Annotated in this window: 24 protein-coding genes; 8 read left to right on the top strand and 16 right to left on the bottom strand. The window is 68.7% G+C overall.

Annotated features, from left to right (window positions below; all coding sequences use genetic code 11):
* Positions 1-110: 110 nt before the first annotated feature.
* The 3 genes from DEIPH_RS05335 to DEIPH_RS05325 all read left to right on the top strand — a co-directional run bounded on the left by DEIPH_RS05335 (position 111) and on the right by DEIPH_RS05325 (position 3274).
* Positions 111-1373 (top strand): ABC transporter substrate-binding protein, encoded by a 1263-nt coding sequence (locus DEIPH_RS05335; RefSeq protein ID WP_034355042.1) that lies wholly within the window; start codon positions 111-113, stop codon positions 1371-1373.
* An 87-nt stretch (positions 1374-1460) separates the two neighbouring features.
* The gene (locus DEIPH_RS05330) at positions 1461-2408 is read left to right on the top strand and encodes a carbohydrate ABC transporter permease (protein WP_034355039.1); all 948 of its coding nucleotides are present in this window, start codon (positions 1461-1463) and stop codon (positions 2406-2408) included.
* Between the two features lie 14 nt (positions 2409-2422).
* The gene (locus DEIPH_RS05325) at positions 2423-3274 is read left to right on the top strand and encodes a carbohydrate ABC transporter permease (protein WP_034355037.1); all 852 of its coding nucleotides are present in this window, start codon (positions 2423-2425) and stop codon (positions 3272-3274) included.
* 122 nt (positions 3275-3396) lie between these two features.
* Here DEIPH_RS05325 and DEIPH_RS05320 read toward each other — a convergent pair whose 3' ends face one another.
* Genes DEIPH_RS05320 through lptB form a run of 3 tightly spaced genes read right to left on the bottom strand, consistent with a single transcriptional unit; the run spans position 3397 to position 7166 of the window.
* A complete protein-coding gene (locus DEIPH_RS05320; protein ID WP_034355034.1) occupies positions 3397-4590 on the bottom strand; it encodes an ABC transporter substrate-binding protein in 1194 nt (397 codons plus the stop codon).
* Between the two features lie 57 nt (positions 4591-4647).
* A complete protein-coding gene (locus DEIPH_RS05315; protein ID WP_034355031.1) occupies positions 4648-6378 on the bottom strand; it encodes a DUF3084 domain-containing protein in 1731 nt (576 codons plus the stop codon).
* 17 nt (positions 6379-6395) lie between these two features.
* Positions 6396-7166, bottom strand: coding sequence for an LPS export ABC transporter ATP-binding protein (gene lptB, locus DEIPH_RS05310; RefSeq protein WP_034355028.1), 771 nt, complete (start codon positions 7164-7166; stop codon positions 6396-6398).
* 129 nt (positions 7167-7295) lie between these two features.
* Here lptB and DEIPH_RS05305 point away from each other — a divergent pair, with 129 nt between their 5' ends.
* The 4 genes from DEIPH_RS05305 (at position 7296) to hisD (ending at position 11074) form a co-directional block, all read left to right on the top strand.
* Positions 7296-7745 (top strand): hypothetical protein, encoded by a 450-nt coding sequence (locus DEIPH_RS05305; RefSeq protein ID WP_152544816.1) that lies wholly within the window; start codon positions 7296-7298, stop codon positions 7743-7745.
* Positions 7746-7767: 22 nt separating this feature from the next.
* Positions 7768-8946 (top strand): phosphopentomutase, encoded by a 1179-nt coding sequence (locus tag DEIPH_RS05300; RefSeq protein ID WP_034355022.1) that lies wholly within the window; start codon positions 7768-7770, stop codon positions 8944-8946.
* Positions 8947-8963: 17 nt separating this feature from the next.
* On the top strand, positions 8964-9596 hold the full coding sequence (locus DEIPH_RS05295) for a hypothetical protein (protein WP_162833993.1): 633 nt from the start codon (positions 8964-8966) through the stop codon (positions 9594-9596).
* Between the two features lie 98 nt (positions 9597-9694).
* Complete coding sequence (gene hisD, locus DEIPH_RS05290; RefSeq protein ID WP_034355019.1) at positions 9695-11074, top strand: histidinol dehydrogenase; 1380 nt, start codon at positions 9695-9697, stop codon at positions 11072-11074.
* A gap of 407 nt (positions 11075-11481) precedes the next feature.
* Here the strand turns inward: hisD and DEIPH_RS05285 are convergent, their stop codons facing one another.
* From DEIPH_RS05285 to DEIPH_RS05275, 3 genes are read right to left on the bottom strand one after another with little or no spacing between them, the layout of a single operon-like run.
* On the bottom strand, positions 11482-12309 hold the full coding sequence (locus tag DEIPH_RS05285; protein ID WP_034355016.1) for a cytochrome c oxidase assembly protein: 828 nt from the start codon (positions 12307-12309) through the stop codon (positions 11482-11484).
* Positions 12306-12968 (bottom strand): SCO family protein, encoded by a 663-nt coding sequence (locus DEIPH_RS05280; protein WP_034355014.1) that lies wholly within the window; start codon positions 12966-12968, stop codon positions 12306-12308. Before DEIPH_RS05280 ends, DEIPH_RS05285 begins: the two co-directional genes overlap by 4 nt.
* Before the next feature lie 19 nt (positions 12969-12987).
* Positions 12988-13515 carry a copper chaperone PCu(A)C gene (locus DEIPH_RS05275; protein WP_034355011.1) on the bottom strand — a complete coding sequence of 176 codons (528 nt, stop codon included), beginning with the start codon at positions 13513-13515 and terminating at the stop codon, positions 12988-12990.
* 171 nt (positions 13516-13686) lie between these two features.
* Here DEIPH_RS05275 and DEIPH_RS05270 point away from each other — a divergent pair, with 171 nt between their 5' ends.
* Positions 13687-14679: a substrate-binding domain-containing protein gene (locus DEIPH_RS05270; protein ID WP_034355008.1), complete on the top strand. Its 993-nt coding sequence runs from the start codon at positions 13687-13689 to the stop codon at positions 14677-14679.
* 34 nt (positions 14680-14713) lie between these two features.
* Here DEIPH_RS05270 and DEIPH_RS05265 read toward each other — a convergent pair whose 3' ends face one another.
* The 10 genes from DEIPH_RS05265 to DEIPH_RS18660 form a co-directional block, all read right to left on the bottom strand.
* The gene (locus DEIPH_RS05265) at positions 14714-15826 is read right to left on the bottom strand and encodes a GGDEF domain-containing protein (RefSeq protein ID WP_034355004.1); all 1113 of its coding nucleotides are present in this window, start codon (positions 15824-15826) and stop codon (positions 14714-14716) included.
* 211 nt (positions 15827-16037) lie between these two features.
* Positions 16038-16649, bottom strand: coding sequence for a thymidine kinase (locus DEIPH_RS05260; protein ID WP_034355001.1), 612 nt, complete (start codon positions 16647-16649; stop codon positions 16038-16040).
* A gap of 129 nt (positions 16650-16778) precedes the next feature.
* Complete coding sequence (rpmE, locus tag DEIPH_RS05255; protein WP_034354998.1) at positions 16779-16997, bottom strand: 50S ribosomal protein L31; 219 nt, start codon at positions 16995-16997, stop codon at positions 16779-16781.
* Between the two features lie 77 nt (positions 16998-17074).
* Positions 17075-18250 (bottom strand): amidohydrolase family protein, encoded by a 1176-nt coding sequence (locus DEIPH_RS05250; RefSeq protein ID WP_034354995.1) that lies wholly within the window; start codon positions 18248-18250, stop codon positions 17075-17077.
* A gap of 37 nt (positions 18251-18287) precedes the next feature.
* Entirely contained in the window at positions 18288-19049 is a 762-nt protein-coding gene (gene ppgK / locus DEIPH_RS05245) for a polyphosphate--glucose phosphotransferase (RefSeq protein ID WP_034354993.1), read from the bottom strand.
* A 154-nt stretch (positions 19050-19203) separates the two neighbouring features.
* Positions 19204-19563, bottom strand: coding sequence for a 50S ribosomal protein L20 (gene rplT / locus DEIPH_RS05240; RefSeq protein WP_034354991.1), 360 nt, complete (start codon positions 19561-19563; stop codon positions 19204-19206).
* A complete protein-coding gene (gene rpmI / locus DEIPH_RS05235) occupies positions 19563-19769 on the bottom strand; it encodes a 50S ribosomal protein L35 (protein ID WP_034354988.1) in 207 nt (68 codons plus the stop codon). The genes rplT and rpmI overlap by 1 nt, the downstream gene beginning before the upstream one ends.
* A 161-nt stretch (positions 19770-19930) precedes the next feature.
* Positions 19931-20737 carry a GNAT family N-acetyltransferase gene (locus DEIPH_RS05230; protein WP_034354985.1) on the bottom strand — a complete coding sequence of 269 codons (807 nt, stop codon included), beginning with the start codon at positions 20735-20737 and terminating at the stop codon, positions 19931-19933.
* 53 nt (positions 20738-20790) lie between these two features.
* On the bottom strand, positions 20791-22731 hold the full coding sequence (locus DEIPH_RS05225) for an alpha-amylase family protein (RefSeq protein ID WP_081790793.1): 1941 nt from the start codon (positions 22729-22731) through the stop codon (positions 20791-20793).
* Between the two features lie 87 nt (positions 22732-22818).
* A complete protein-coding gene (locus DEIPH_RS18660) occupies positions 22819-23106 on the bottom strand; it encodes a DUF2171 domain-containing protein (RefSeq protein WP_051517173.1) in 288 nt (95 codons plus the stop codon).
* Positions 23107-23203: the final 97 nt, after the last annotated feature.

Below are 23203 nucleotides of genomic sequence, written 5' to 3'. Positions count from 1 at the left end.
TGACAGCCTCCGGGGCGGGGTGTAGCCTGCACTTACCATTTTTAGCTTGTGGTGGAACCGCTTCCGCGAGTCGGCCGGGCCGGACCGCTGCGGACCACCTAGGGGGATGCATGAAGAAAGCCATCGCCATTGTCAGCCTGACCGCCGCCTTTGCCGCCGCCAGCCACAGCGGGGCCGTGACCCTCACCTTCGCCTGTGACAGTGTGGGTTCGGGCTACGACGAGTGCCAGAAGGGGGCCAACGCCTGGGCCAAGCAGACCGGCAACACGGTCAAGCTGCTTCAGGTGCCCAAGGAAACCGACCAGCGCCTCGCGCTGTACCAGCAGCAGCTCGGCGCGAAGTCGGGCGACGTGGACGTGTACATGATCGACGTGGTGTGGCCGGGCCTGATCGGCCAGCACCTCCTCGACCTCAAGAAGTACATTCCGCAGGCCGACGTGAGCCGCCACTTCCCCGCCATCGTGCAGAACAACACCATTGGCGGCAAGCTGGTCGGGATGCCCTTCTTCACCGACGCGGGCGTGCTGTACTACCGCACCGACCTGCTGAAGAAGTACGGCTACACGGCCGCGCCCAAGACCTGGAACGAGCTGGCCACCATGGCCCAGAAGATCCAGGCGGGCGAGCGCAAGACCAATCCCAAGTTCGTGGGCTACGTGTTCCAGGGCAAGAACTACGAGGGCCTGACCTGCGACGCGCTGGAGTGGATCAGCTCCTTCGGCGGCGGCTCCATCGTGGACCCCAGCGGCAAGATCACCGTGAACAACGACAAGGCCGTGGCGGCGCTGCGCACCATCCAGGGTCTGGTGGGCACCATTTCCCCCAGCGCCGTGACCACCTACGGCGAGGAAGAAGCGCGCAACGTGTGGCAGGCCGGGAACTCGGCCTTCATGCGCAACTGGCCCTATGCCTATGCGGCGGGTCAGGAGGAAGGCAGCGCCGTCAAGGGCAAGATCGGCGTGGCCGCGCTGCCCGCCGGCCCCGGCGGCAAGCCCGCCGCGACGCTGGGCGGCTGGCAACTCGCCGTGAACGCCTACAGCAAGAACCCCAAGGAGGCCGCCTCGCTGGTGCAGTACATGACCAGCCTGCAGGAGCAGAAGCGCCGCGCGATCGAGGCCAGCTACAACCCCACCATCGCCACGCTCTACAAGGACCCGGCAGTGCTGAAGGCGGTCCCCTTCTTCGGCAGCCTGTACGACGTGTTCACCAACGCGGTCGCGCGCCCGGCCACGGTCACGGGCAGCAAGTACAACCAGGTCAGTGACGCCTTCAGTACCGCCGTGTACAACGTGCTGACCAAGAAGACGGCCCCTGGCCCGGCCCTCAAGACGCTCGAAGGCCAGCTCTCGCGTATCAAGGGACGCGGCTGGTAAACGCGGGGCTTGCTGCGCCCGCTTCCCCGGAGTGCCCCCAGTCGTGGGGCACTTCTTTTAGCTCTCCCCCTTCCCGGAGGCCCCCGCATGACCACCACTCCCACCTCGACCCGGCCTGCCGCCCGGCGCACGCGCGGCCTCCAGGCCAGCCGCACCCGCATCGCGCTGCTGCTGCTGGTGCCCATGCTGCTGGTGCTGGCCGCCGTCGCCGGGTATCCGCTCCTGCGGACCATCTATCTCTCCTTTACCGAGTACAACATCTTGCAGGACGCCGCGCCAAAGTGGATCGGCCTGGGCAACTACTGGTTCACCACCCCCGAGGGCGTGGGGCTGGGCGTCCTCCAGATTCCCGAGTGGTGGCAGTCGGTGTGGAACACGGTCAAGTTCACCCTGGGCAGCGTGGTCCTGGAAACCGTGCTGGGCCTGGCCTTCGCGCTGATCATCAATTCCAAGATCAGGGGTAAGGGCCTCCTCCGCACCGCGATTCTGGTGCCCTGGGCGATCCCCACGGTGGTCAGCGCGCAGATGTGGAACTGGATGTACAACGATTCCTTCGGGATCATCTCGCAGTGGGGGCAGAAACTGGGCCTGCTTCAGACCGGCGAGTCGTTCCTGAGTAACCCCGACACGGCGCTGGCCGCCCTGATCGCGGTGGACGTGTGGAAGACGACGCCCTTCATGGCGCTGCTGCTGCTGGCGGGCCTCCAGACCATTCCCAGCGACATGTACGAGGCCGCCGACGTGGACGGCGCGGCCCCCTGGACGCAGTTCTGGCGGCTCACGCTGCCGCTGCTGACGCCCGCGCTGCTGGTCGCGCTGATCTTCCGCACGCTGGACGCGCTGCGGGTCTTCGATATGCCGTTCATCGTGAAGGGGAACGCGCCCGAGACCATCACCATGAGCATCTATGCCCGGCAGGAGATGATCCTGAACTCGCAGTTCGGGTTCGGCAGCGCCATCAGCGTGCTGATCTTTTTGATCATCATGGTGTTCACCGCCATCTACGTGACCAGCCTGCGCGTGAAGTTCGACTAGCAAGGGGCGTACCGATGAACTCCAAGAATCCCACCGTTCGCGCCGTCACGCTGATCCTGTTCTGGGTGGTCGTCGCCATCGTCCTTTTCTACGTGCTGTTTCCCTTCTACTGGGCACTGAAAACCAGCTTCACCGGCCCGTCACGCATGTCGAGCGAAGCGCTGCAATGGTTCCCCACCCACGCCACCTGGCAGAACTTCCGCGACGTGTTCGCCGGGCAGCCGTTCGGGCGCAACCTCTTCAACAGCGTGGCCGTGGCCACCGGCACGGTGCTGCTCAGCCTGCTGCTGTCGCTGCTGGCCGCCTACGCGCTGGGCAAGTTCCGCTTCCAGGGCAAGAGCATCCTGATGTACGTCATCCTGGCGGTCAGCGTCTTCCCGCAGATCGCGGTGCTGTCGGGGCTGTACACCATGATTCAGTCCTTCAACCTCTACAACACCTGGGGCGGCCTGATCCTCTCGTACATGATCTTCACGCTGCCTTTCACGGTCTGGACACTGACGGCCTTTGTGCGCGAGATTCCCACCGAGCTGGAGGAAGCGGCCTACGTGGACGGGGCCTCGCCCCTCCAGACGCTCTTTCAGGTGCTGCTGCCGGTGATGACGCCCGCGCTGGTCACGACCGGGCTGCTGGCCTTTATCAACGCCTGGAACGAGTACCTCTTCGCGCTGACCTTTACCTCGGACAACACCGCCAAGACGGTGCCGGTCGCCATCGCTAACTTCACCGGGGCCTCGCAGTACGAGAACCCCTTCGGGCAGATCATGGCCGCCAGCGTGATCGTGACCATTCCGCTGATCATCCTGGTGCTGGTGTTCCAGCGCAACATCGTTTCCGGCCTGACGGCGGGGGCGGTCAAGGGCTGAGGGAGGACGCTGTAAACAAGACTGCTCCTGTAAAAGCGAACGCCCCGTGGTGCTGATTCACAGCCCATGACTCGTTGCCCCCAGCACCAGCCAGGACCGCCCACCCGGAGCGGTCCTTTTTCCTATCGCCCCGCCCTGCGCTGGGCCTCGTCCAGGGCGGCCTTCGCGCTCAGCTTTCCGGTGGTCGCCTGGGTGATGGCGTCTTCCAGATACGCCGTCCACTCGCCGTAGTCGGGGGCGGTGGGGCGGGGCACGGCGCGGTCGAGCTGGGCGTGGGCGGCCCTCAGCTGCGGATTTTTGGCGTACCAGTCCTCCAGCAGGGGCGTCACGCTGCGGCGGGGCGGGGCGTAGGCGGTGGTCTTCACCCAGTCGGCCAGCCGGGCCGGCTCCATCAGGAACTGCCAGAAGGCGACTGCCCCGGCCTGCTGGGCGGGACCCGCGCCGCGCGGCACGGCGAGGGTGGCGCCGCCGAGGGGCACGGTGCAGGCCCCGGCCTTTTCGCACGGGAAAGGCGCGATGCCGAGCTGGAAGAACGGCAGCTTGCGCGCGTCGGTCCAGTTGGCGACACTGGCGGGCACGAACACGTTCTGCCCGCGCGCGAAGTCGAAGGCGCCCCGGACCGCTTCCGACAGACGGCGCGGCTGCGCCAGGCCCGAGGCGCTCATGCGGGCGAGCTGGGTGAGGGCCTCGACCGCTTCCGGGCCGTTGAGGTTGGGCCTGCCGTTCACGACCAGACTGCCCCCACGCGAGGTCACGTTCGCCTCGAAGGTCCAGGCGTCGGCGGCGGCCACCAGGGGACGCCGCCCGTTCACGGCGAGCTTGCGGCTCACGCTTTCCAGGTCCGCCCAGGTCTGCGGCGCGCCCACCCCGGCCTTTCGCAGCACGCCCGCGTTGTACATCAGGACCGGCACGCTGACGTTCCAGGGCAGGCCGTAGCGTTTGCCGCCGACCTCGCCCGCCCGCCAGATCGGGGCGTACAGGTCGCGGGTCAGAGGGTCGGGCAGCGCCTCCGCGAGGCGGGACAGGTCCGTGAGCTGCCCGTCCGCGACCAGCCGGGGAAACTGCGTGAACTCCACCTGGACGAGGGCGGGGGCCGTCCCGGCCTTCAGCGCCGTCTGGAGTTGCGGCAGCAGGTCGCGGTAATTGCCCAGCGAGCGGGGAACCACTTCATACTGCGTCTGCGAACGGTTGAAGTCGCGCACGTACCCGGCGACGGTGTTCTGGACGCCCTCCATCGCGTGCCAGAACTCGATCTTCACGGGCGCGGCCTGGGCCGTGACCAGCAGCAGGGAGAGGGGCAGGAGCAGGCGGCGCATACGCTGAGGATACGGGGCCAGGGGAACCGGAATCTGACGGACGCGCCCGCGCGGCGCTCAGGGCAGCACCGGGTAGAGGTCCACCCGGCCCCCCGGACGCACGTCGTCGCGGGCCGCGATGGTCACGGTGGTGCTGGGGCCGCTGCGGTTACTCAGCTGGGTCAGCAGGTCCACGAACTCGTTCACGTCGAGGCCCTGGTTGGTGATGTATTCGCCCGGCACCCCGCGCGTGGTGAGGTCCACCACCGCGTCCTGCACCAGATTCTGAATCTGGGCCTGGACGGCGCGCGTGTCGGCCCCGAGCGTGATGGTGGCGCGGCGGATCGGCTGGCCGCTGCGGTACAGGACGTTGTTGGGCCGGGCGTCGCAGCTCAGATCGACCGGGAAGCCGACGGCGGTGTTGTTCACGGCGCGGCACTGCACGAAGGTGCTGGCGTTCAGCCCCCGCAGTTTGGTTTCCAGGGCGGCGCGGGCGGCCACACTCAACCGGGCGGCGGGATTGCCCTTGGCGCCCCGGCTGCCCGCCGCCGCCGCCGCACTTTGCAGGAAACTGTCGAGGTTGCGGACACTGGGCACCACGCCCGCGTACACCAGATCGTTCTTGGGAAAGGCGAGGTCGGCGCTGCGGCTGGCACTGAGTTCGGTGCGGGCGCTGGAGTATTCGTCCTGCAACTTGCCCAGGCTGGCGCGGGTCGTGGCGAGGTCGCGGGCCAGCGTCTCGTTGGCCGCGCGCAGGTCCGCCTGCTGGGCACGCAGCGCCGCGAGGTCGGCCCGGACACGGTCGCGCTCGCCCAGGGCCGCGTCACGGTCACGGGCGGCGGCGGCGCGGGCCTGGGCCGCCGCATCCCGTTCGCGCCTCAGGCGGTCCCGGTCAGCCAGCAACCCCTGGCGTTCGGCAGCGAGGCGGTCGCGGTCCTGCTGGGCGGCGAGGCGCTGGGCCTGGGCCTGGGTGCTGGCGGCCACCGCCGCGTCACGTGCGCGGCGGGCCGCGTCACGCTCCTGGGCCAGCCCGTTGCGCTGGGCTTCCACCTGCTGGCGCGAGGCTTCCAGCGTGCGGACCTGCGCGTCGAGCTGCGCCGCGCGGGCCTGGGCCTGTTCGGCGCGCGTCTGGGCCGCCCCCGCCTGCGCCTCGGCCTGGGCGGCGCGGGCATCGAGGGCCGCGACCTGGGTGCCCAGCGCCTGCACGCGGGTATCCAGGGCGCGCGCGCGGTCCCGGCTGGAGGCGAGGGCGGTTTCCGAGGCGCTCAGGCGAACGCGGCTCTCCTCGGCGCGGGTTTCGAGCTGGGCACGCAGGGCCGTGAGGCGCGCCACGCGCTGCTGAAGGGCCTGGGCCTGGGCCTGCGCCGCCTCACGCTGCGCCTGCGCTGTGCGCCGCCCAGTCTGCGCGGCCTCCAGGTCGGTGGTGGCCTGCTTGAGGCTGACCCGCGCCGCCGCCTGTTCCCGGCGCAGGCCCTCGGCCTCCTGGCGGGCGCTGTCACGTTCGCGCTGCACCGCCTGGAGGTCGCCCTGCACCGCCCCCACCTCCTCGCGCAGCGCATTGATCTGCGGGCGGAGCTGGTCGGCCTGCGCGATAGTGTTCACCGCACTCCGGTTGAGCAGCAAAAAGGCCGCCAGGCTCGCCGCGCTGATGCCCATGCCCGACAGCACCGCCACCAGCAGCGCCGTACTCTTGGGCCGCAACCCGAACCAGCGCAGGTGTTTGCGGCCCACCTTCTTGGCGATGGTATCCGCCGCATAGGCCACCACCCCCGACAGAATCACCACGAACGGCAAAAAGAGCCACAGCACCGGGGCCTCATTCCTCCTTACAGCTCGAAGTCGTCGCCGAGGTAGTGGCGGCGCACGTCCTCGTCCCCGGCGAACTCGGCCGGAGTGCCCTGGAACTTCACCTCGCCGTCGAACATCAGGTACACGCGGTCGGTCAGGGCGATCGTCTCGCGGACGTTGTGGTCGGTGATAAAGACCCCGATGCCCCGGCGGTCACGCAGCTCGCGGATCAGGCGCTGAATCTCGCGGATGCTCTTGGGATCTACCCCGGTAAACGGCTCGTCGAGCAGCAGGTAATCGGGGTCGGTGGTGAGCGCGCGGGCCAGTTCCAGACGGCGGCGCTCGCCCCCCGAGAGCTGATAGGCATAGCTGCTTGCCAGATGCGTCAGGCCGAACTCGGCCAGCAGCGCGTCGGCGCGGGCCTCCTGCTCGGCGCGGGGGAGCTGCTGGTATTCGAGGATGGCGAGCAGGTTGTCGCGCGCGGTCAGCTTGCGAAACGCACTCGGTTCCTGCGGCAGGTAGCCCAGCCCCAGCCTCGCCCGCTCGTGCATCGGCAGCCGGGTCACGTCGCGGTCCCCCAGCACGATGCTTCCGCCACCGGGGCGGATAAAGCCCACCAGCATGTAGAAGGTGGTGGTCTTCCCCGCCCCGTTCGGCCCGAACAGCGCCACGATCTCGCCGGGGCGCACCGTGAAGTCCACCCCGCGCACCACCTGCCGCCGCCCGTACGTCTTGCTGAGGCCCTGGGCCGAGAGTTCCGGGCGTTCAGCGACGTGTGTGACGGTGGGGATGGCGGCGGGGGCAGTCACGTCAGCGAGCGTAGCACGGAGCCTCCGGGGGCGGGGGTGAGGGAGGCGACGAAGGGGGCGGCTGGGGCAGTTACTAGCACGGACCTTTTAGGGGGCTGTGAGGAGTGGGGGAAGCCGCTAAAATAGGGTATGTCAACTTCGGCTCCTCGCCATTACACGATGTACCACAACCCGGAAACGATGGGATTTGGGTGCTTCGATATTGAGGATAAAGAAGAGGGGCGAGGTATCGTCGCGACCAACAAAGAGCACGTTGCCAACCAGATCGCTCAAGACGGCGGCGTTATCTGGTGCATCGGCCGGGCTGACGAGGAGGATGACACCTTCTACCTTTTTCAGCGTATTGACAATCCGACGGTAGAGTCGGGGGACGAAGTCTTCTCGGTGCATCTGGTCGGTACGCCAGTGTTCCCACGTAAGGGCAGCGTTGTTCTGAACGACAAACCCTATTTCGGCCGTATAGAGGATGCCCTCCACAAAGGTGTGCAATTGCTGACGGACAGCGAGATTATCGCTGATTTCGAAGGCGAGTTCCGTCGTCTCTGGAGAGAGGATCGGAAGCAGCGTTCAGGCCGCTGACCGGAGCCGCTATCTTATCCCCATGCTCTTGACCATCATCGTGCTGGATTCCGTGGGGGCGGGGGCGCTGCCCGACGCCGCCAAGTTCGGGGACGCGGGCGCGCACACCCTCAACCACACGCTGGAGGCGGCCCCGGTGCCTCTGCCCCATCTCGCCCGCCTGGGCCTCAGCCGGGTGCCGACCCTCCAGACCTCCCCCGAAACGGTTCCGGCGGGGGACGTGCAGGGCGGTTATGGCCGGATGCGCGAAGTCAGCCCCGGCAAGGACACCAGCACCGGGCACTGGGAGTTCATGGGGGTGCAGCTCGAACACGCCTTCCAGATTTTCCCGCAGGGCTTTCCGCCCGCCGTGATGGACCGCTTCGACGCGGCGACCGGGCGCGGGCACCTCTGCAACAAACCCTACAGCGGCACCGACGTGATCCGCGACTACGGTGAGGAGCATCTGCGGACCGGCTTTCCCATCGTGTACACCAGCGGCGACAGCGTGTTCCAGATTGCCGCGCACGAGGACGTGGTGCCCCTGGAAGCGCTGTACGAGTGGTGCCAGGCGGCCCGCGAGATCTTGCAGGGCGAGTACGCGGTGGCGCGGGTGATCGCCCGGCCCTTCCGCGGCGAGCCTCCCTTCGAGCGGGCCAACGAACACCGCCGGGACTTCTCGCTGGTGCCGCCGCGCACGGTGCTGGACGCCGTGAAGGAAAAGGGCCACGCGGTGGTCGGCATCGGCAAGATTCCCGACATCTACGCGCACCGGGGCTTCACCGAGGAGATTCACACCGACGACAACGCCGACGGCATCCGCAAGACCATCGCGCGGATGCGGCAGGCGGCGGCGGAAGGCACGCAGGGCCTGATCTTCACCAACCTGGTGGACTTCGACGCGAAGTTCGGGCATCGCCGCGACCCCGCCGGATACAGCGCGTGCCTCGCGCAGTTCGACGCGGCGCTGCCGGAGATTCTGGCTGCCGTACCGGAAGACGGCGCGCTGCTGGTCATCAGCGACCACGGGAACGATCCCACCTGGCCCGGCACCGACCACACCCGGGAATACGGCCTGCTGCTGGCCTCCCGCCCCGGTCTGACGGCCGCCGTGGACCTGGGCGAGCGGGCCACCTTCGCGGACGTGGGGGCGACCACCGCCGAGGCGCTGGGAGCCGACTGGAAGGGGCCGGGTGAGAGCTTCTGGCCCCGGCTGAAGTGAACGGGACAGACCTCCCCGTGCCGGTTTCCGGCGGCCTGGACTTTCGCACGCAGCCGGAAGCCTTCACCCTGACCCTCACGCTGGGCGGGCGCTACGCGGGCCAGCAGGAGTGGGCCATTCACGCCGAGCGCAGCGCGGTGGTGGCGCGGGTGCAGACCGATTTCGGCGGCGTCCTGCCCGAGCTGCGGCGAGTGCAGAGCAGCCGGATGCACCCCCGCTTTCTGACCAGCCTGCACTACGCCGAGGGCGACGGACGGGGCCGGGCCACCTTCGAGACGACCTTCGACCGCAAGGCCGGACTGGTCACGCTGCGCCAGGGCAAGGAGGAAGCCGCCGTCCCCCTGACCACCGAATACCACGATCCCGTTTCCCTGCTGCTGTGGCTGCGCGGCCTGGAGGACGTGGAGCGGACGCAGGCCCAGCTCACCGGCGGGCGCGTGCTGGTCCAGCGCCTCGCAGAGAGCGAGGTCGGCGGCGTGCCCGCCCACGCCTACTTCCTGCGGCCCGGCGGCGCTTACGTGTATGTGGAACAGGCCCCCCCGCACCGGCTCCTGCGCCTGATCCAGCCCACCGACTTCGGCCCCGTCGAGGCGACGTTGCAGCCGCCGCGCAAGCCGCAGCCCGAACGGCGACGGCGGCGGGCCTCGTAAGGGAGCCGCCTTCGGCCGCCGCCGGTCGGCCCCCCCTCCGCTCCCCCCTTCAACGGCAAGCCGACTTGCCGAAGGCCGACAGTTTCCCGGAGACTTCCATGCAAATCCTCCAAGGTGACGCCGCCCGCGCGGCCCTGACCCGCTCCTTCAGCGAGATTCCCGTGCCCGAAAGCGTCCTGACGCGCATCGAGGCGACCTTCGGTGAGAGGCTGACCCCCGATGAGGTGGTCGCGCGCATCCTCGCGGACGTTCGCGCACGCGGCGACGACGCCCTGCGCGACTGGACCGAGAGGCTGGACGGCACCCGCCCCGCAGCCCTGGAGGTCACGCGGGACGAAATGGGGGCGGCACAGATCGACCCGGCGCTGCATGACGCCATCCGCCTCGCGGTCTCGCGCGTCCGGGCCTTTTACGAGCAGCAGCCCGCGCACGGCTTTCTGGAGCATGGCCCGGACGGGGCGCTGGGACAACTGATCCGCCCACTCTCGCGGGTCGGGGTGTACGTGCCCGGTGGCCTCGCACCGCTCGTCAGCACGCTGATTCACACGGCGGTCCCGGCGCGGGTGGCGGGCGTGCCGGAAATCATCGTGACCACGCCGCCCGCCCGTGACGGCAGCGTGAACCCCGCGATTCTCGTCGCGGCGCGGGAGGTCGGGGTGGACCGGGTGTTCCGGGTGGGCGGCGCGCAGGGGATCGGCGCGCTGGCCTACGGCACCGCCAGCGTGCCCGCCGTGGACAAGATCGCCGGGCCGGGCAACCTCTTCGTGGTGATCGCCAAGCGGATGGTGTACGGGCAGACCGGGATCGAGAGCCTGCCCGGCCCCACCGAGACGCTGGTGGTGGCCGACGACAGCGCCGACCCCCGCTTCGTGGCCGCCGACCTGCTGGCCCAGGCCGAGCACCTGGGGGCCGAACCCGTGCTGGTGTCCACCAGCCGTGACCTGCTGGTAGAGGTACAGAACAAACTGAACGGGCAGCTTGAGGCCCTGCCCGAACCCAACCGCAGCTGGGCACGCGACAGCGTCGTCAGCCGCATGAAGGTGGTGCTGGCCGCCGACCTCGCAGAAGCCCTGGACCTCGCCAACCTGTATGCGCCCGAACACCTCTGCCTGCTGACCCGCGACCCCTGGAGCCTGCTGGGACAGGTGCGCCGGGCGGGCGGCGTCTTCGTGGGCGAGGCGAGCATGGAGGCCCTGGGCGACTACGTGGCCGGCCCCAGCCACGTGATGCCGACCGGCGGCACCGCCCGCTTCATGAGTCCCGTCAACGTCCGCGACTTCCAGAACATCATCAGCGTGGTCGGCGTGAACGAGGAAACCCTGCGCCGCATCGGCCCTCCCGCCGCCCTCCTCGCCCGCGCCGAGGGCCTGGAAGCCCACGCCCGCGCCATCGAGAGCCGCCTGACCCCAGAAGCGCCGGAAGCGCACCCGGAAGCGACGTTGGAGGCCCTGGAGGAGGCTGGGGGGCAAGGGTTATAGAGAGCGTTGCTTGCCACCCCCCTCCCAGCCTCCCCCGCCAGGGGGGAGGAGCAAAACGCTTTCCACACGCCCTCATGTACCGAGTCGCAGCAGCCCTCATCTTTTAAAACCGGGTCAGCCGGGAAATGATCCCCACCTTCCGGCTCCACTTTCCAGGCAACGGAGCCGTTCGGGCCGCAGGCCCGAGGCCTTCCAACGGGCGCGAAGGATGGCGTCGAGGCCAGAACCGGGGCAAGCCAGGCAACCCGGCAAACATCCGGAACGACTCTTGCCCAGCGCAGCGCCGCTCCCCCTACTCGGCGGGGTAGGGGGCTGGGGGGTGGGGAAAACCCGAGCCAAGCTGTCCTGCCCCAACCAAAACCCCGCCTCCCATCTCCGGAAAGCGGGGCCACCTGACCACCCGACCTTTACCCCTTCGCCGCCGGCGGCTGCGTCCCCCCATCCGCCAGCTGAATCAGCCACGCCATCAGCTGCACGAACGCCAGCGCCATCGCCGGCAGCCCCGCCAGCATCATGATCCAGCCGCTGATCTGCTGGTTTTGCAGCGGCGAGAGGTCCCACAGGCACAGCGCCGAGACGTAAGGCGTGTACAGCACCTGCCGGGAGTAGAGCCACACGGCGGCCACGGCCATCATCGGCAGCGCGGCCAGCAGCCCGAACCAGCCCCGCGAGCCGATGTGCGCGGGCTGCACGCTGGGCAGGGGCCGCAGCACGACGCTCCAGACCAGCAGGCTGCTCAGCAGGTACAGCGCCGGGAGCAGCGCGGCGGCGGTGTTCGTGACGACCGAGGCATTGAACCCGGCGGGCACGTTCCAGAAGATGATGACGGCGGTCCACACCGCCAGCGCCACCCAGGGGTCCAGCAGCACGCCCAGCACCCGCCCGAGGGGACAGCGCGGGTCGATCTGGATGCCGCGCGGCAGCCCCAGCACCAGCAGCGGCGGCACGACTTCCGCCAGAACCATCAGGCGGGCCATATACAGCGCCATGCTGTTCAGCGTCCAGGTGGTCGCGGCGGACTGCGTCGCCAGGATCAGAAGCACCATTCCCAGCCCGAACAGCACGAGTTTCCAGACCGGCCAGCGGGCCTGCCCACCGGGCGTGCGCCGGGCCTGGACAGACCGCCACAGGTAAAAGGCGGTGACGGCCAGGACCGGCAGCCACACCAGCGGACTAAAGTGCAGGGCCAGCAGGTCACTCAGGCCGGGATTCAGGTTGGAGGCAGGGACAGTCATGGGGCAGGATTCTCCAGAACGTACCGGATGTCACGCACGACCCGGTCCACCTGTGGAAGCTGGGTGTAGTCCCACAGCACACGCAGGTGCCCCGAAGCGTCGATCAGGTAGGTGGCGGTGGTGTGGTTGATCTGATAGCTGTCTACGCCCTTCACGTCGGCCTTCTGGTACGCGACGCCGAAGGTCCGCGCCACCTCCGTCAGGGCCGGTTCGGGGACACGCACCCCGGTCGCCTGGCCGAAGAACTCCACGTACGCCTTCAGGCGGGCGGGCGTGTCGCGGTCGGGGTCCACGCTGACGAGCACGATGTCGAAGCGGGCACGCTCCTCGGGCGTCAAGGCCTGACGCGCCTTGTCCAGATACGCGAGGCTCAGGGGACAGATGTTGGGGCAGTGGGTGAAGCCGAAAAACAGCGCGGTGGTGCGGCCCCCGATCCCGGGCCGGAAGGTCCAGGGCTGCCCCTCCTGGTCGGTGCCGCTGAAGGTGCGGGCGGCCACCGGGGGCGTATAGGCGGTGCCGTAGAAGGGAAAGGGACTCCTGGCCCGCGCGAACACCCACGCGCCGCCCAGCAGCAGCGCCACCGCCAGCGCGGCCAGCAGGGCCGACACGTACCAGGGCCGCGCGGCGGGGGCGGGAGCAGGGGCAGGCAGATCGGTCACGGGATTCCTTTCGGGCCGGTCAGGGCTTGCGGACCAGCGCGTTCACGGTCAGCGTGCGGCCGTCCCGGGTGGTCAGTGTCAGGCGGACCGTCTCCCCCACCTTCGGCGTGCGGGTCAGGTCCATCAGCATCAGGTGGTCGCCGCTCGCGCTCAGGTTCAGGATACCCCCGGCGGGCACGGTCAGGGTCGGCACCATCGCCATACCCGTGCGGCCCTGCGCGTCCCGGCGGGTGGTCATCAGCATGGCGTGACGGGCCAGGGGGGTGCGCACCCCCGTCAGGATCACCGGTGCCCGGCCCGTGTTCCGCAGGGTCAGAAAGGCGCTCGTCTCGGTCGCGCCGGGCGGCACGGCCACCACGGCCGCGTTCTGGACGCTGAGGGTCAGCGGCGCGGAAGGCGTCTGAGCCGTCGTCTGGGCCGCCATCTGAGGCACCGGCTGGGGCCGGGAGGTGGGGGCGGAGGAATGCGGCCCGGCGTGCAGGGCGGCGGCAGGAATCAGAATGGCGGCCAGCGCCAGGGCGGCAAGCAGCGGGGTGGGTCTGGACATGGGGAGAGGCCTCCTTGGGGCGTGATCTGGCAAGGGAGCTGACAAGGGGAAACTGGCCCGGTCCCCCGGAGTCTAGGCGGGCGGGCGGGGCCGGATTGTCCCCTGCGCCCGGCCCCACCCCCTCCAGTGGAACAGGTTCCACGCGGCGGGGTATGGTGGACGGCGGAAGCTATGAGGAAACCCACGATTCAGGATGTTGCCCGGCAGGCGGGGGTGGGGGTCGGCACAGTTTCGCGGGTGCTGAACAACCACGCCGCCGTGAAGGGCGCGACGCGCGACCTGGTGCTCAAGGCCATCGCGGACCTCGACTACACGCCCAACCCGCATGCCCGGCGGATCGCGGGCGGCAAGAGCTACACCATCAGCGTGCTGCTGCCGGTCGTGACCACCGAGTTCTACGTGCGCCTGCTCGACGGCCTCGAAACGGCCTTTCAGGAAGCGCGCTACGACGTGGCGATCTTTCCGCTGCTGGACCGCTCACGGCTGGAACGCTACCTGGGGTCGCATACGCTGGCTTATCAGGCCGACGGGCTGGTCATGGCGACCTACAACCTCACGCAACTGCTGAGCGAGCGCCGCCTCCGCACGCAGCAGCCGACCGTGCTGGTGGACGCCTACGCCGAGGGCGTGGACTGCGCCTTCATGGACAACCTGACCGGCGGGCGGCTGGCGGGCGAGTACGCGGCCACGCTGCCCGGCGAGCTGTACGCCATCTGGGTGGAGACGGAACTCGACCAGCTGTTCACCACCCGGGTCTTCGAGGAACGCCGGACAGGCTTTCTGGAGGCGGTGCGGGCGGCGGGGCGCGGGGTGAGGACCGAGATCACCGCGAGCTTCGATGCCCTGGCCGCCCGCAACGCCGCCGTGACCCTGCTGGACGGTGCGCAGTTTCCCTGCACCGTCTTTGCCTCCGCCGACCTGCTGGCCGGTGCCCTGCTGGACGAGGCACAGGTGCGCGGCCTGACCCCCGGCCGGGACGTGCGCGTGATCGGCTTCGACGACCAGCCCTGGGCCGCCGCCCGTGGCCTGACCACCCTGCACCAGCCCGTCGAGCAGATGGGGTACGAGGCCGCGCAGCTCCTGCTCACCCGGCTGGGCGGCCACCGGGGTCCCCCCCGCACCCGCCGCTTCGAACCCCGGCTGATCGTGCGCGACACGGCCTGAACCGGGAGAGTCCACCTGGCCCCCGATTTCGCGGTTACCTCAGGGTGCCCAGCACGGGTTCTTCCCGGGTGCGGTGGTGGGTGCGCCTCACGTCGGCGAGGAGCACATCATTGCGGCCCCGGCGCTTCACGGCGTACATGGCATCGTCGGCCCGCGCCAGGACGTCATCCGGGTGTTCGCCCGAACGGGCGGTCGCCACGCCGAAGCAGGCGGTCACCCCGGTCACGGCCCCGTGCCGCTGGCTCAGGAGGTGGGCGCGCAGCGTATCCAGCATCGCCCGCACCTGCCAGTCGGGCAGGGCCGGCAGGATCAGCAGAAACTCTTCCCCACCCCAGCGGGCCGCGGTGCCGCCGCTCGGCAGGACACTCTGGGCGGCGCCCGCGACCCCGCGCAACACCAGGTCCCCCGTGGCGTGGCCGTGCAGATCGTTCACGGCCTTGAAGTGATCGAGGTCGAACAGCACCAGCGTGAAGCGGTCTCTGGCCCGTGCCAGGGCCGCCAGCCGTTCCTCTGCGGCGCGGCGGTTGGCCAGCCCGGTCAGCGCGTCGCGGTAGGCCGCCTCCCGCGCCGCGAGCAGGTGAACACGCTGCACCGCGAAGGTGGCTTCCAGCACGATCATGACCGCACCGACGAGCAGGAACTGCATGACGGCCCCCGCCAGCTGCGGATCATTCGCGCCCAGCCCGGTGAGCAGATGATACAGACACAGCCCGAATGTCAGCAGGTAGGTGCTGCCCGCCAACCACGCTGCCCGCCGGGGCGCATACAGCAAAAACGCGGCGGCGTACAGCACCGGAAACCAGTAGCTGCTCTCGCTGAGCATATGCATCCTGGGCGCGAACACGTGAAACTGATGTTCCAGCGACAGCAGAAAGTACAGGGTGGTCACGCTGTACGCGACGCCCACCGCCGCATGGAGGGTCAGCCAGCCCCTGGAAACCGACAGTTGCAGCCCCAGCAGCAGGGCCGCCACTGCCGGCAGCGCCACCCGGTCCAGCGGATCGAACCGGGGAGCCTGCTGCCAGAGCGCCCCCAGAGCCGCGGCCGTGCCGAGGCAGACCAGCAGGAGAAACATCCGCTTCTGGGACACGACCCAGGCCGTGGGATCGGAAAGCGGGGCCGGACGATACAGGCGGGGAGTCTTCAATGGCCCTCCGGGACACAAACTATTTTCAAATTTTACCCTCTGGGACTGAGCACGGGGCAAGATTTGCGACAAAGTTCATCTCAAGGGATTCTCAGCAGGGAACCCAAATTGAATAAATGTGCTTTCATTTTGTGGCGAATCGCAGGAGCAGCCGGCACCTGACTGTCCGGACAGCCTCTACCAGCCCTCCCGCACCGGCCAGGATCAGAGATCAGCGCCGCAGTTCGTGATGGACGCGGCAGCGGGCCTCGTAGGTTTCCTGGGCACCCACCAGCACCACCGGGTCGTCGAAGCGGGCGGGCTGACCCCCGATCAGCCGTTGCGAGCGGGTGGCCGGTGCCCCGCAGACCGTGCAGATGGCCGTGAGCTTCTCCACGCTCTCCGCGCGGGCCAGCAGGTCGGGAATACACCCGAACGGCTCGGCGCGGAAATCCAGGTCCAGACCCGCCAGAATCACCCGCACGCCCGCTTCCGCGAGGTCCAGCACCAGCGGTCCCAGGTCCGGCCCGAAAAACTGCGCCTCGTCGAGGCCGACCACCTCCGGCAATTCGGTCTCGGGCGAGGAGAGCAGCGGTCCCTGGCCCGCCAGATGCGCGCGAATGGCGGAAGCGTCCCGCACCGCCACCGCCTCGATGGAGCGGCCCGCGTGGCTGGCGACCTGGGTGGCGTGGTAGCGGTCGTCGATGGCGGGCTTGAACACGGCCACCTGTTGGCGCGCGATCACGGCCCGGGTCACGCGGCGAATCAGTTCCTCACTCTTGCCGCTGAACATCGGCCCGACGATCACTTCCAGGTGGCCGCCGTGATAGGGAGACTTCAGCACGGGGGCGATTATGGCAGAGGGCAGCCGGCAGAGCGCCAGGTGGGGGCCGCCTGCCGCTTCCCACACAGGAGAAACCCCCAGGGCAGCCTGGGGGTCTTTTCGCTTTGCTTGGCCCCAGCGGGGCGGCGCTTACTTCTTCTTGGTGCGGTAGCTGTCGCCGAAGCGCTTGTTGAACTTGTCCACGCGGCCCTCGGTGTCCACGAAGCGCTCCTCGCCGGTCCAGAAGGGGTGAACGCCGCTCCACACGTCCACGTGAATCTCGGGACGGGTGCTGAGGGTTTCCATGACGACCTTGCCCTGGTAGATGATCTTGGTGGGCACGGCTTTGGGGTGGATGTCTTTTTTCATATGCTTTCGCCTCCTCCGTCACGTCGGGGTGCGTGACGGGCAACCCTGACAGCATAGCACGTGATCGGGCCAGCAGGTCACCAGACGGTGTGGTCATGCCAGGCGTCCCCGCGCCGGAGCAGCGGCGTGGGTGTTCCGGTCACGCGGTGCCCGCCCTTCACGGCGGCCCGCACCAGCACCCGGGGGTCCAGATCGGGGTAGAGGGTGCGCGCAAAGGCCACCTCCTCCCGCACGTCCAGGCTCTCGCCGCTGGCGACCGAGTCGGTCCCGAGGGCGATGTCCACGCCGGCTGCCGCGAATTGCGCCCAGGGAAAGGTGCCGCACTCCAGATGCTGGTTGGAACGCGGGCAGGTGACGACCGGGCACCCGGCGCGGGCGGTGCGGGCGATGTCATCCGCCGTGACATTGACCATGTGGACCAGCGCCGGGCGGCCCGCCAGCGCGCCCAGTTCGTCCAGATAACGCACGGGGGTCAGCTCGGGTTCGGGTGCGCGGCCAATGACCTCGGCAAAGGTCGGGGGGTAAAGCGCCGGCAGCCGGTTTGCCCACAGCGGTCCGCCGCCGCTGCGGAACAGCTCCACCTCGGCGGGATGCTCTGCGACGTGAATCTGGACCGGCAGGCCCTCCCCCGCCGCGTATTCGGTCAACAGGCGCATCAGGCGGTGGCTGACGGTGAAGGGCGTATGTGGCGAGAGGCCCACGCGGGGGCCGCCGGGCCGCTCCAGCCGCCGCGCGGCCTCCAGGGTCGCCCGCGCCGCACGGAACACGTCATCCGCCCGCTCCGGGAAGGGACTCAGGACCTCGAAATACAGCACGCCAGGGAGGTCAGTCCGCTCCAGCAGCGGCGCGAGGGCGTCCGCCTGCCACACGATGTCGCCCACGGCCCCGACGCCGAGCCGCGTGAGTTTGTCCGCACCGGCCAGCGCCCCCGCCACACCGCGTTTCTCACGTTGTGCGATCACCACTTCGGGAATCCAGCGGAAATAGGGCAACGCCTGGAAGTCGTAGGCGCTCATGTCCAGGTGCGTGTGGGCGTTGACCGGTGGCGGCGCGATCACGGCCCCGGCCCGCCGTTCCCGGGCGTGCGGATAGCTGGCGCGCAGCGTGGCCGGGTCACCCGTCGCCGCGATGACGCCATTTGCCACCACCACCCCGCCCGGCGACTGCCCGCCGCCGATCCCCGTAAACAGCACGTCGCAGGTCAGGAGTTCGGGGATGAGCGGGTCGGCCGGGGTCTGGGGCTGGACGGTCATGGCCCACATTCTGCCGTGCTCGGCCCCAGGCAGCCTGTCAGTGGTCCTGCCCCTGCGCGCGCTGCCCGGCCATCATCGCCGCACCGACGATGCCGGCCTCGTTCTGGAGAGCGGCGGGCACCAGCGGCGTGCGCTCGGGCTTCAGGTGGGGCTGCCACTTGTCGGCCTTCTTGCTCACGCCCCCGCCGATGATGAAGAGGTCGGGGGAAAACAGCAGCTCCAGATGCTGGAGGTACGTGCTGGCGCGTTTGGCCCACTGCTTCCAGTTCAGGTCGTCGCGCTCGCGGGCGCGGTCCGACGCCCACGTCTCGGCTTCCCGGTCGCCCTTCAGCCACAGGTGCCCGAGTTCGGTGTTGGGGACCAGCACCCCATCGTGAATCAGGGCGCTGCCGATGCCCGTGCCGAAGGTCAGCGTCAGCACCACGCCCGCCACCCCGGCCCCGGCGCCGAACTTCGCCTCGGCCAACCCTGCGGCGTCCGCGTCGTTGATCAGGGTCACGTCGCGCCCCGTCGCCTCAGTAAAGAGCGCGTCGGCGTCCAGGCCGATCCAGTCCTGGTCCACGTTCGCGGCGCTCAGCGTCTTGCCGTGCTGCACGATGCCGGGGAAAGTCACGCCGACCGGTCCCTGATGCCCGAAATGCCGCACCAGTTCGCCCACCACGTCCTTCACGGCGTCAGGCCGCGCACCCTCGGGCGTGGGGATGCGGTAGCGCTCGGCCACCAGCTTGCCGGTTTCCGTGTCCACGGGCGCACCCTTGATGCCGCTCCCACCGATGTCGATACCGAGGATCACGCTCATGGGGGATAGCGTAAGGCAAGAACGCCGCCAGCTGCCAGCCGCGAGCCTCTAAAGCTTTGGCAAAAGCTTATGCCAGCCCCACGCTGGCCGCCCAAAAGGAGACGCAAAAGAAAAACCGCCCCCACCTGGGAGCGGCTTTTCAAGCACTGTTCGTTTACCCGTTGCGGGCACCCTTGGCAGCGTCCACCAGCGCCTTGAAGGCTTCGGGTTCACGCGCGGCGATGTCGGCCAGCACCTTGCGGTTGAGGTCGACGCCCGCGAGCTTCAGGCCACCGATGAAGGTGGAGTAGTTCATGCCGTGCAGGCGCGCGCCCGCGTTGATGCGCTGAATCCACAGGCGGCGGAAGTCGCGCTTCTTGTTGCGGCGGTCGCGGTACTCGTAGGTCGCGGCGTTCAGCAGCGTCTGGAAGGCGTTGCGGTACTGCTTGGAGCGGCTGCCCCAGAAGCCCTTGGCGCGCTTGAGCACCTTCTTGTGACGGCGGCGGCGGACGATCCCGGTCTTGGCGCGAGGCATTATTTACCACCCTTGTACGGCAGCGCCAGCTTCATGCGCGCCCACTCGCTCTTGGCGAGAACGAAAGCCTTGCCCTTGCCGCGAATCTCGTCGCCGCTCTTGCCGGTGTTCTGGTGGCGCTTGCCACTCTTGAACGCCATGACCTTGCCGGTGCCCGTGATCTTCACGCGGCGCGTCACGCTCTTCTTGGTCTTCATCTTAGGCATGGAATGCCCTCCTTCGTAGTCCAGTCGCGCCCACGTCTGCGGGGCTTCTGTCTGGGGTGCGGGCCGTTCCCTACGCTTTTCACGGCGCTGAACCGTTGGTCGCCCTGCCCCACTTGACCAAGTGGAAACTATACGCGAGGGCGAGGGGCCAGGGCAAGGGGTCACGGCTGCTTGAAGTACATCTGCGTCACGGTGGGTCGGCTGCCGTTCTTCTCGTAGATGCGGCGCATGGGCAGGTTCTCCGTCCCGGTCGTACCGCCATGATGCGTGAACTGCCCGGCGGCCAGGGCCAGCAGATGCTCATGCAGGCGCGTTCCCAGACCTTTCCCGCGCAGTTGGGGGAGGACGCCGATCAGGTGAATGTTCGCGCAGCCTGTCCGTCCACTGGGGCTGACCGTTCCGAAGGCAGCCAGACGCCCTTCATCTTCGAGCGCGACCATCGTGGCATCTTCGGCCAGCTCGTAGTCGATGTGCCCCTCCGCGTCCAGCAAGGCCCGCACCTCTGGACGGCTCAGCCAGTCCGCGCTGCCTTCCACCGCTCCCGGGTCCAGGCGGTAGGACCGGGCGCGCAGGTCGGTCTCGTACATCACCTGCTGGTCGTCCAGCACCCACCCGGCCGCCTCCAGCGCCAGAGCATTCAGGGGCGCGAGGTCGTCTTGCAGCACCAGTAACCGTTTTGGCTCCACCTTCTCGCGGATAGCCTTAGCGAAAGCGGTCATGGCGTCGGCGGGAACGTCGGGGCGGAAACGGGGGAAGGCGGGCACCCGCACCGGGCCAGGCAGGAGAACCGTCCCCTCCACGCCTCTGGCAGACCGGAGGAACAGGATACGGTCGAGGCTGACCCTGCCCGCCGCGATGTTCTCCCGCAGTGTGGGGAGGCGCTTTGCCACGTCGGCCGGGTCGGAGTACAGGGCGTACAGGTCGGCGAGGGTTTCGGGGGTCGCGGGCTGAACGGTGTAGGGGGTCAACGTGGCCGCAGCTTACCCGCCCACCCTCCCCGCGAGAAGGCAGGCCAGACGGCCTAGACGGGGTTTTCTCCGGCCACCAGCCACAGCGCCCGGTAGCCTTTCAGTCGCACGGTGAGCCGGTCGAGGCTGAAGACACTTTCACTCAGCCGGTCCTGGGCATGGTCCCCCAGCACATCCCGCAGGACATAGGCGGGCAGCATCACCGTCTCCTCGCTGAAGTTGTAGGCCTGCACCATCACGCCGAGGGGATGGTCGCGGCACAGCAGCAGCACACGCGGGTCGGGGCTGGGCAACACCTGACTTTCGATGCTGGCGTGCAGGTGTGGGGTGCCCTTGCGCACGCGCAGGAGGTGGCGCAACCCCGCGTTCACCCGTCCGGCGGGCGAGTACGCCTCCCGCTGCACCCGCTCGGCCAGCGCCCAGTCCATTCGGGGCCGATGCACCCAGCGGTTGTCGGGCGCGTGTTCGGGCACGTCCTCGAAAGCGTAGTCGTTGAGCAGCGCGAGTTCGTCGCCCATGTAGAGCAGCGGCACACCGCCGAAGCCCAGGATGACGGCGTGGAGGAGGAGCAGGCGGCGCACCGCGTCCTCCGTCTGCCCGGCGTCCCCCGTTTCCAGCGCCGCCTCCAGGCCCGCGAGGCTGGCCGCCGAACCGCTGATGCGCCGGTCGCCCGTCGCCGGGTTGTACTGGAAGACCAGCCCGCGCGCGAAAGTGCCGGGAAACTGGCCGCTGTAGAAGTCGCTCAGGAAGTGGCGGTGGCCGGGACCGCTCAGGCCCGCGCGGGCCGCATCCTCGTCGCTGATGGCCCAGCCGATGTCGTCGTGGCAACGGACATACATGCCCCAGGTCGTGTTGGTGGGCTTGGGGGGAAAAGCCTTCAGCGCCTCCTCGAACAGGCGGGTATTCCGGCTGGCGAGGCTGCTCCAGAGCTGCACCATCAGGCTGTTGTGGTAGGCCAGGTCGCTGACCTTGCCGTGGTGGGTACGAGTGCCCAAGTAGTGAATCAGCTCGGCGGGCGCCACAATCGCCTCGGCCTTGAAGGCGACGGCGGGCGCGACGATGCGCACGGCGGCCCGCAGCGCCCGCGTCAGGTGATGCACCTCCGGCTGGTTCTGGCTGTCGGTGCCCAGCCGCTTCCAGATAAAGGCGATGGCGTCCAGCCGGAACACCTCCACCCCCCGGTTCGCCAGGTAGAGGATCAGGTCCACGAACTCCAGAAACACGTCCGGATTCGCCCAGTTCAGGTCCCACTGGTAACTGTTGAAGGTGGTCCAGACCCACCCGCCTGCTTCCTCGTCATAAGAGAAATTGCCCGGCGCGAAGTCGGGGAAGACCTCGGGGAGGGTGGCCTCGAAGACGTCCGGCCCCTGGCGGTCGGGAAAGATGTGGAAGTAGGCGCGGTACTTCGGATCGCCTGCCCGCGCCTTCTCGGCCCACTCGTGTTTGCGCGCCACGTGGTTGAGCACCAGGTCCAGTTCCAGGCTGATGCCCCGGCCCCGGAGCTGCCGGGCCAGTGTGGAGAGGTCGTCCATCGTGCCCAGGTCGGGGCGGACGGCGCGGTAGTCCTGCACGGCGTAGCCGCCGTCGTTCTCGCCCTCGCGGGGCTTCAGGAGGGGCATCAGGTGCAGATATGTCACGCCCAGACCCTCCAGGTAGTCCAGGCGCTCACCCACGCCCTTCAGCGTTCCGGCGAAGCGGTCGGTATAGGCGACGTACCCGACCATCTCCGGCGCTTGCAGCCAGTCGGGGCGCAGCAGCCGGGCCTCATCCAGCCGCTTCAGGTCGGCGGGGCGGGCGTGGTCGGCGTGGAGGAGCACCTCCAGCAGGCGCTCCAGCAGCGCCTCAGCCCGGTCGCCGTACACCGCGTGCAGACTGTCCCGGAGATCGTCCCCGTAGCGTTCCAGCCGCAGCAGAAAGGTATCGGCGTCGCGGTCGTCATCGAAGGCGCTGCGCAGCTGCGCCGCCAGTTCGGTCTTCAGCACGTCTGACAGCATACGGCCCGCACGGACATCATTGGAACCGTTTCCACTCAGAGCAGCCAAAAGGCGGTGAGGTCTTCCCCACCGCCCAGACAACGGAGGTTACTGAATCTGGTCCTGGCCGATGTTCAGGTAAACGGCCACGTCGTCCATGCTCTCGACGCTGGAGAGGGGCACGTAGTGGTGCTGGCCGTCGGCGCTGCCGCTGCGGGTGAGCTTCAGGCGGTCGCCCTCGATATGGTCCACGGTGCCCACGTAGTCGCCGTTCATGTCCTTGACTTGCATGTGGTCGCCCTGCCGCTCCAGACGTTCACGGAGATCCTGCTGGATACGGTTGTCCACCTGGGCGGCGACGTTCTGGTCGTTGTTCTGTCCGTCGTTCTGCGTCATGGGGGTAGCCTACGGGGCTTTCCCTGGGCTGCCGATGACAGGAGCGTGGAGCAAACCGTTACCCAACGTTGGGAGAACGTCCATCTCGACTCGCCAC

The sequence above is a fragment of the Deinococcus phoenicis genome, from assembly GCF_000599865.1.
GTDB classification, from domain to species: domain Bacteria; phylum Deinococcota; class Deinococci; order Deinococcales; family Deinococcaceae; genus Deinococcus; species Deinococcus phoenicis.
Note: the sequence above shows the minus strand (reverse complement) of the source record. Positions and strands in the feature narration are given on the sequence as shown.

Bases quoted from the DNA above. Each gene is read 5' to 3' on its own strand.
- DEIPH_RS05225 (WP_081790793.1), bottom strand. From the start codon at position 22,731: ATGCTGTCAGACGTGCTGAAGACCGAACTGGCGGCGCAGCTGCGCAGC.
- DEIPH_RS05320 (WP_034355034.1), bottom strand. From the start codon at position 4,590: ATGCGCCGCCTGCTCCTGCCCCTCTCCCTGCTGCTGGTCACGGCCCAG.
- DEIPH_RS05335 (WP_034355042.1), top strand. From the start codon at position 111: ATGAAGAAAGCCATCGCCATTGTCAGCCTGACCGCCGCCTTTGCCGCC.
- DEIPH_RS18660 (WP_051517173.1), bottom strand. From the start codon at position 23,106: ATGACGCAGAACGACGGACAGAACAACGACCAGAACGTCGCCGCCCAG.
- ppgK (WP_034354993.1), bottom strand. From the start codon at position 19,049: ATGAGCGTGATCCTCGGTATCGACATCGGTGGGAGCGGCATCAAGGGT.
- DEIPH_RS05250 (WP_034354995.1), bottom strand. From the start codon at position 18,250: ATGACCGTCCAGCCCCAGACCCCGGCCGACCCGCTCATCCCCGAACTC.
- DEIPH_RS05285 (WP_034355016.1), bottom strand. From the start codon at position 12,309: ATGACTGTCCCTGCCTCCAACCTGAATCCCGGCCTGAGTGACCTGCTG.
- hisD (WP_034355019.1), top strand. From the start codon at position 9,695: ATGCAAATCCTCCAAGGTGACGCCGCCCGCGCGGCCCTGACCCGCTCC.
- DEIPH_RS05275 (WP_034355011.1), bottom strand. From the start codon at position 13,515: ATGTCCAGACCCACCCCGCTGCTTGCCGCCCTGGCGCTGGCCGCCATT.
- rpmE (WP_034354998.1), bottom strand. From the start codon at position 16,997: ATGAAAAAAGACATCCACCCCAAAGCCGTGCCCACCAAGATCATCTAC.
- rpmI (WP_034354988.1), bottom strand. From the start codon at position 19,769: ATGCCTAAGATGAAGACCAAGAAGAGCGTGACGCGCCGCGTGAAGATC.
- DEIPH_RS05330 (WP_034355039.1), top strand. From the start codon at position 1,461: ATGACCACCACTCCCACCTCGACCCGGCCTGCCGCCCGGCGCACGCGC.
- DEIPH_RS05305 (WP_152544816.1), top strand. From the start codon at position 7,296: ATGTCAACTTCGGCTCCTCGCCATTACACGATGTACCACAACCCGGAA.
- DEIPH_RS05300 (WP_034355022.1), top strand. From the start codon at position 7,768: ATGCTCTTGACCATCATCGTGCTGGATTCCGTGGGGGCGGGGGCGCTG.
- DEIPH_RS05325 (WP_034355037.1), top strand. From the start codon at position 2,423: ATGAACTCCAAGAATCCCACCGTTCGCGCCGTCACGCTGATCCTGTTC.
- DEIPH_RS05270 (WP_034355008.1), top strand. From the start codon at position 13,687: ATGAGGAAACCCACGATTCAGGATGTTGCCCGGCAGGCGGGGGTGGGG.
- rplT (WP_034354991.1), bottom strand. From the start codon at position 19,563: ATGCCTCGCGCCAAGACCGGGATCGTCCGCCGCCGCCGTCACAAGAAG.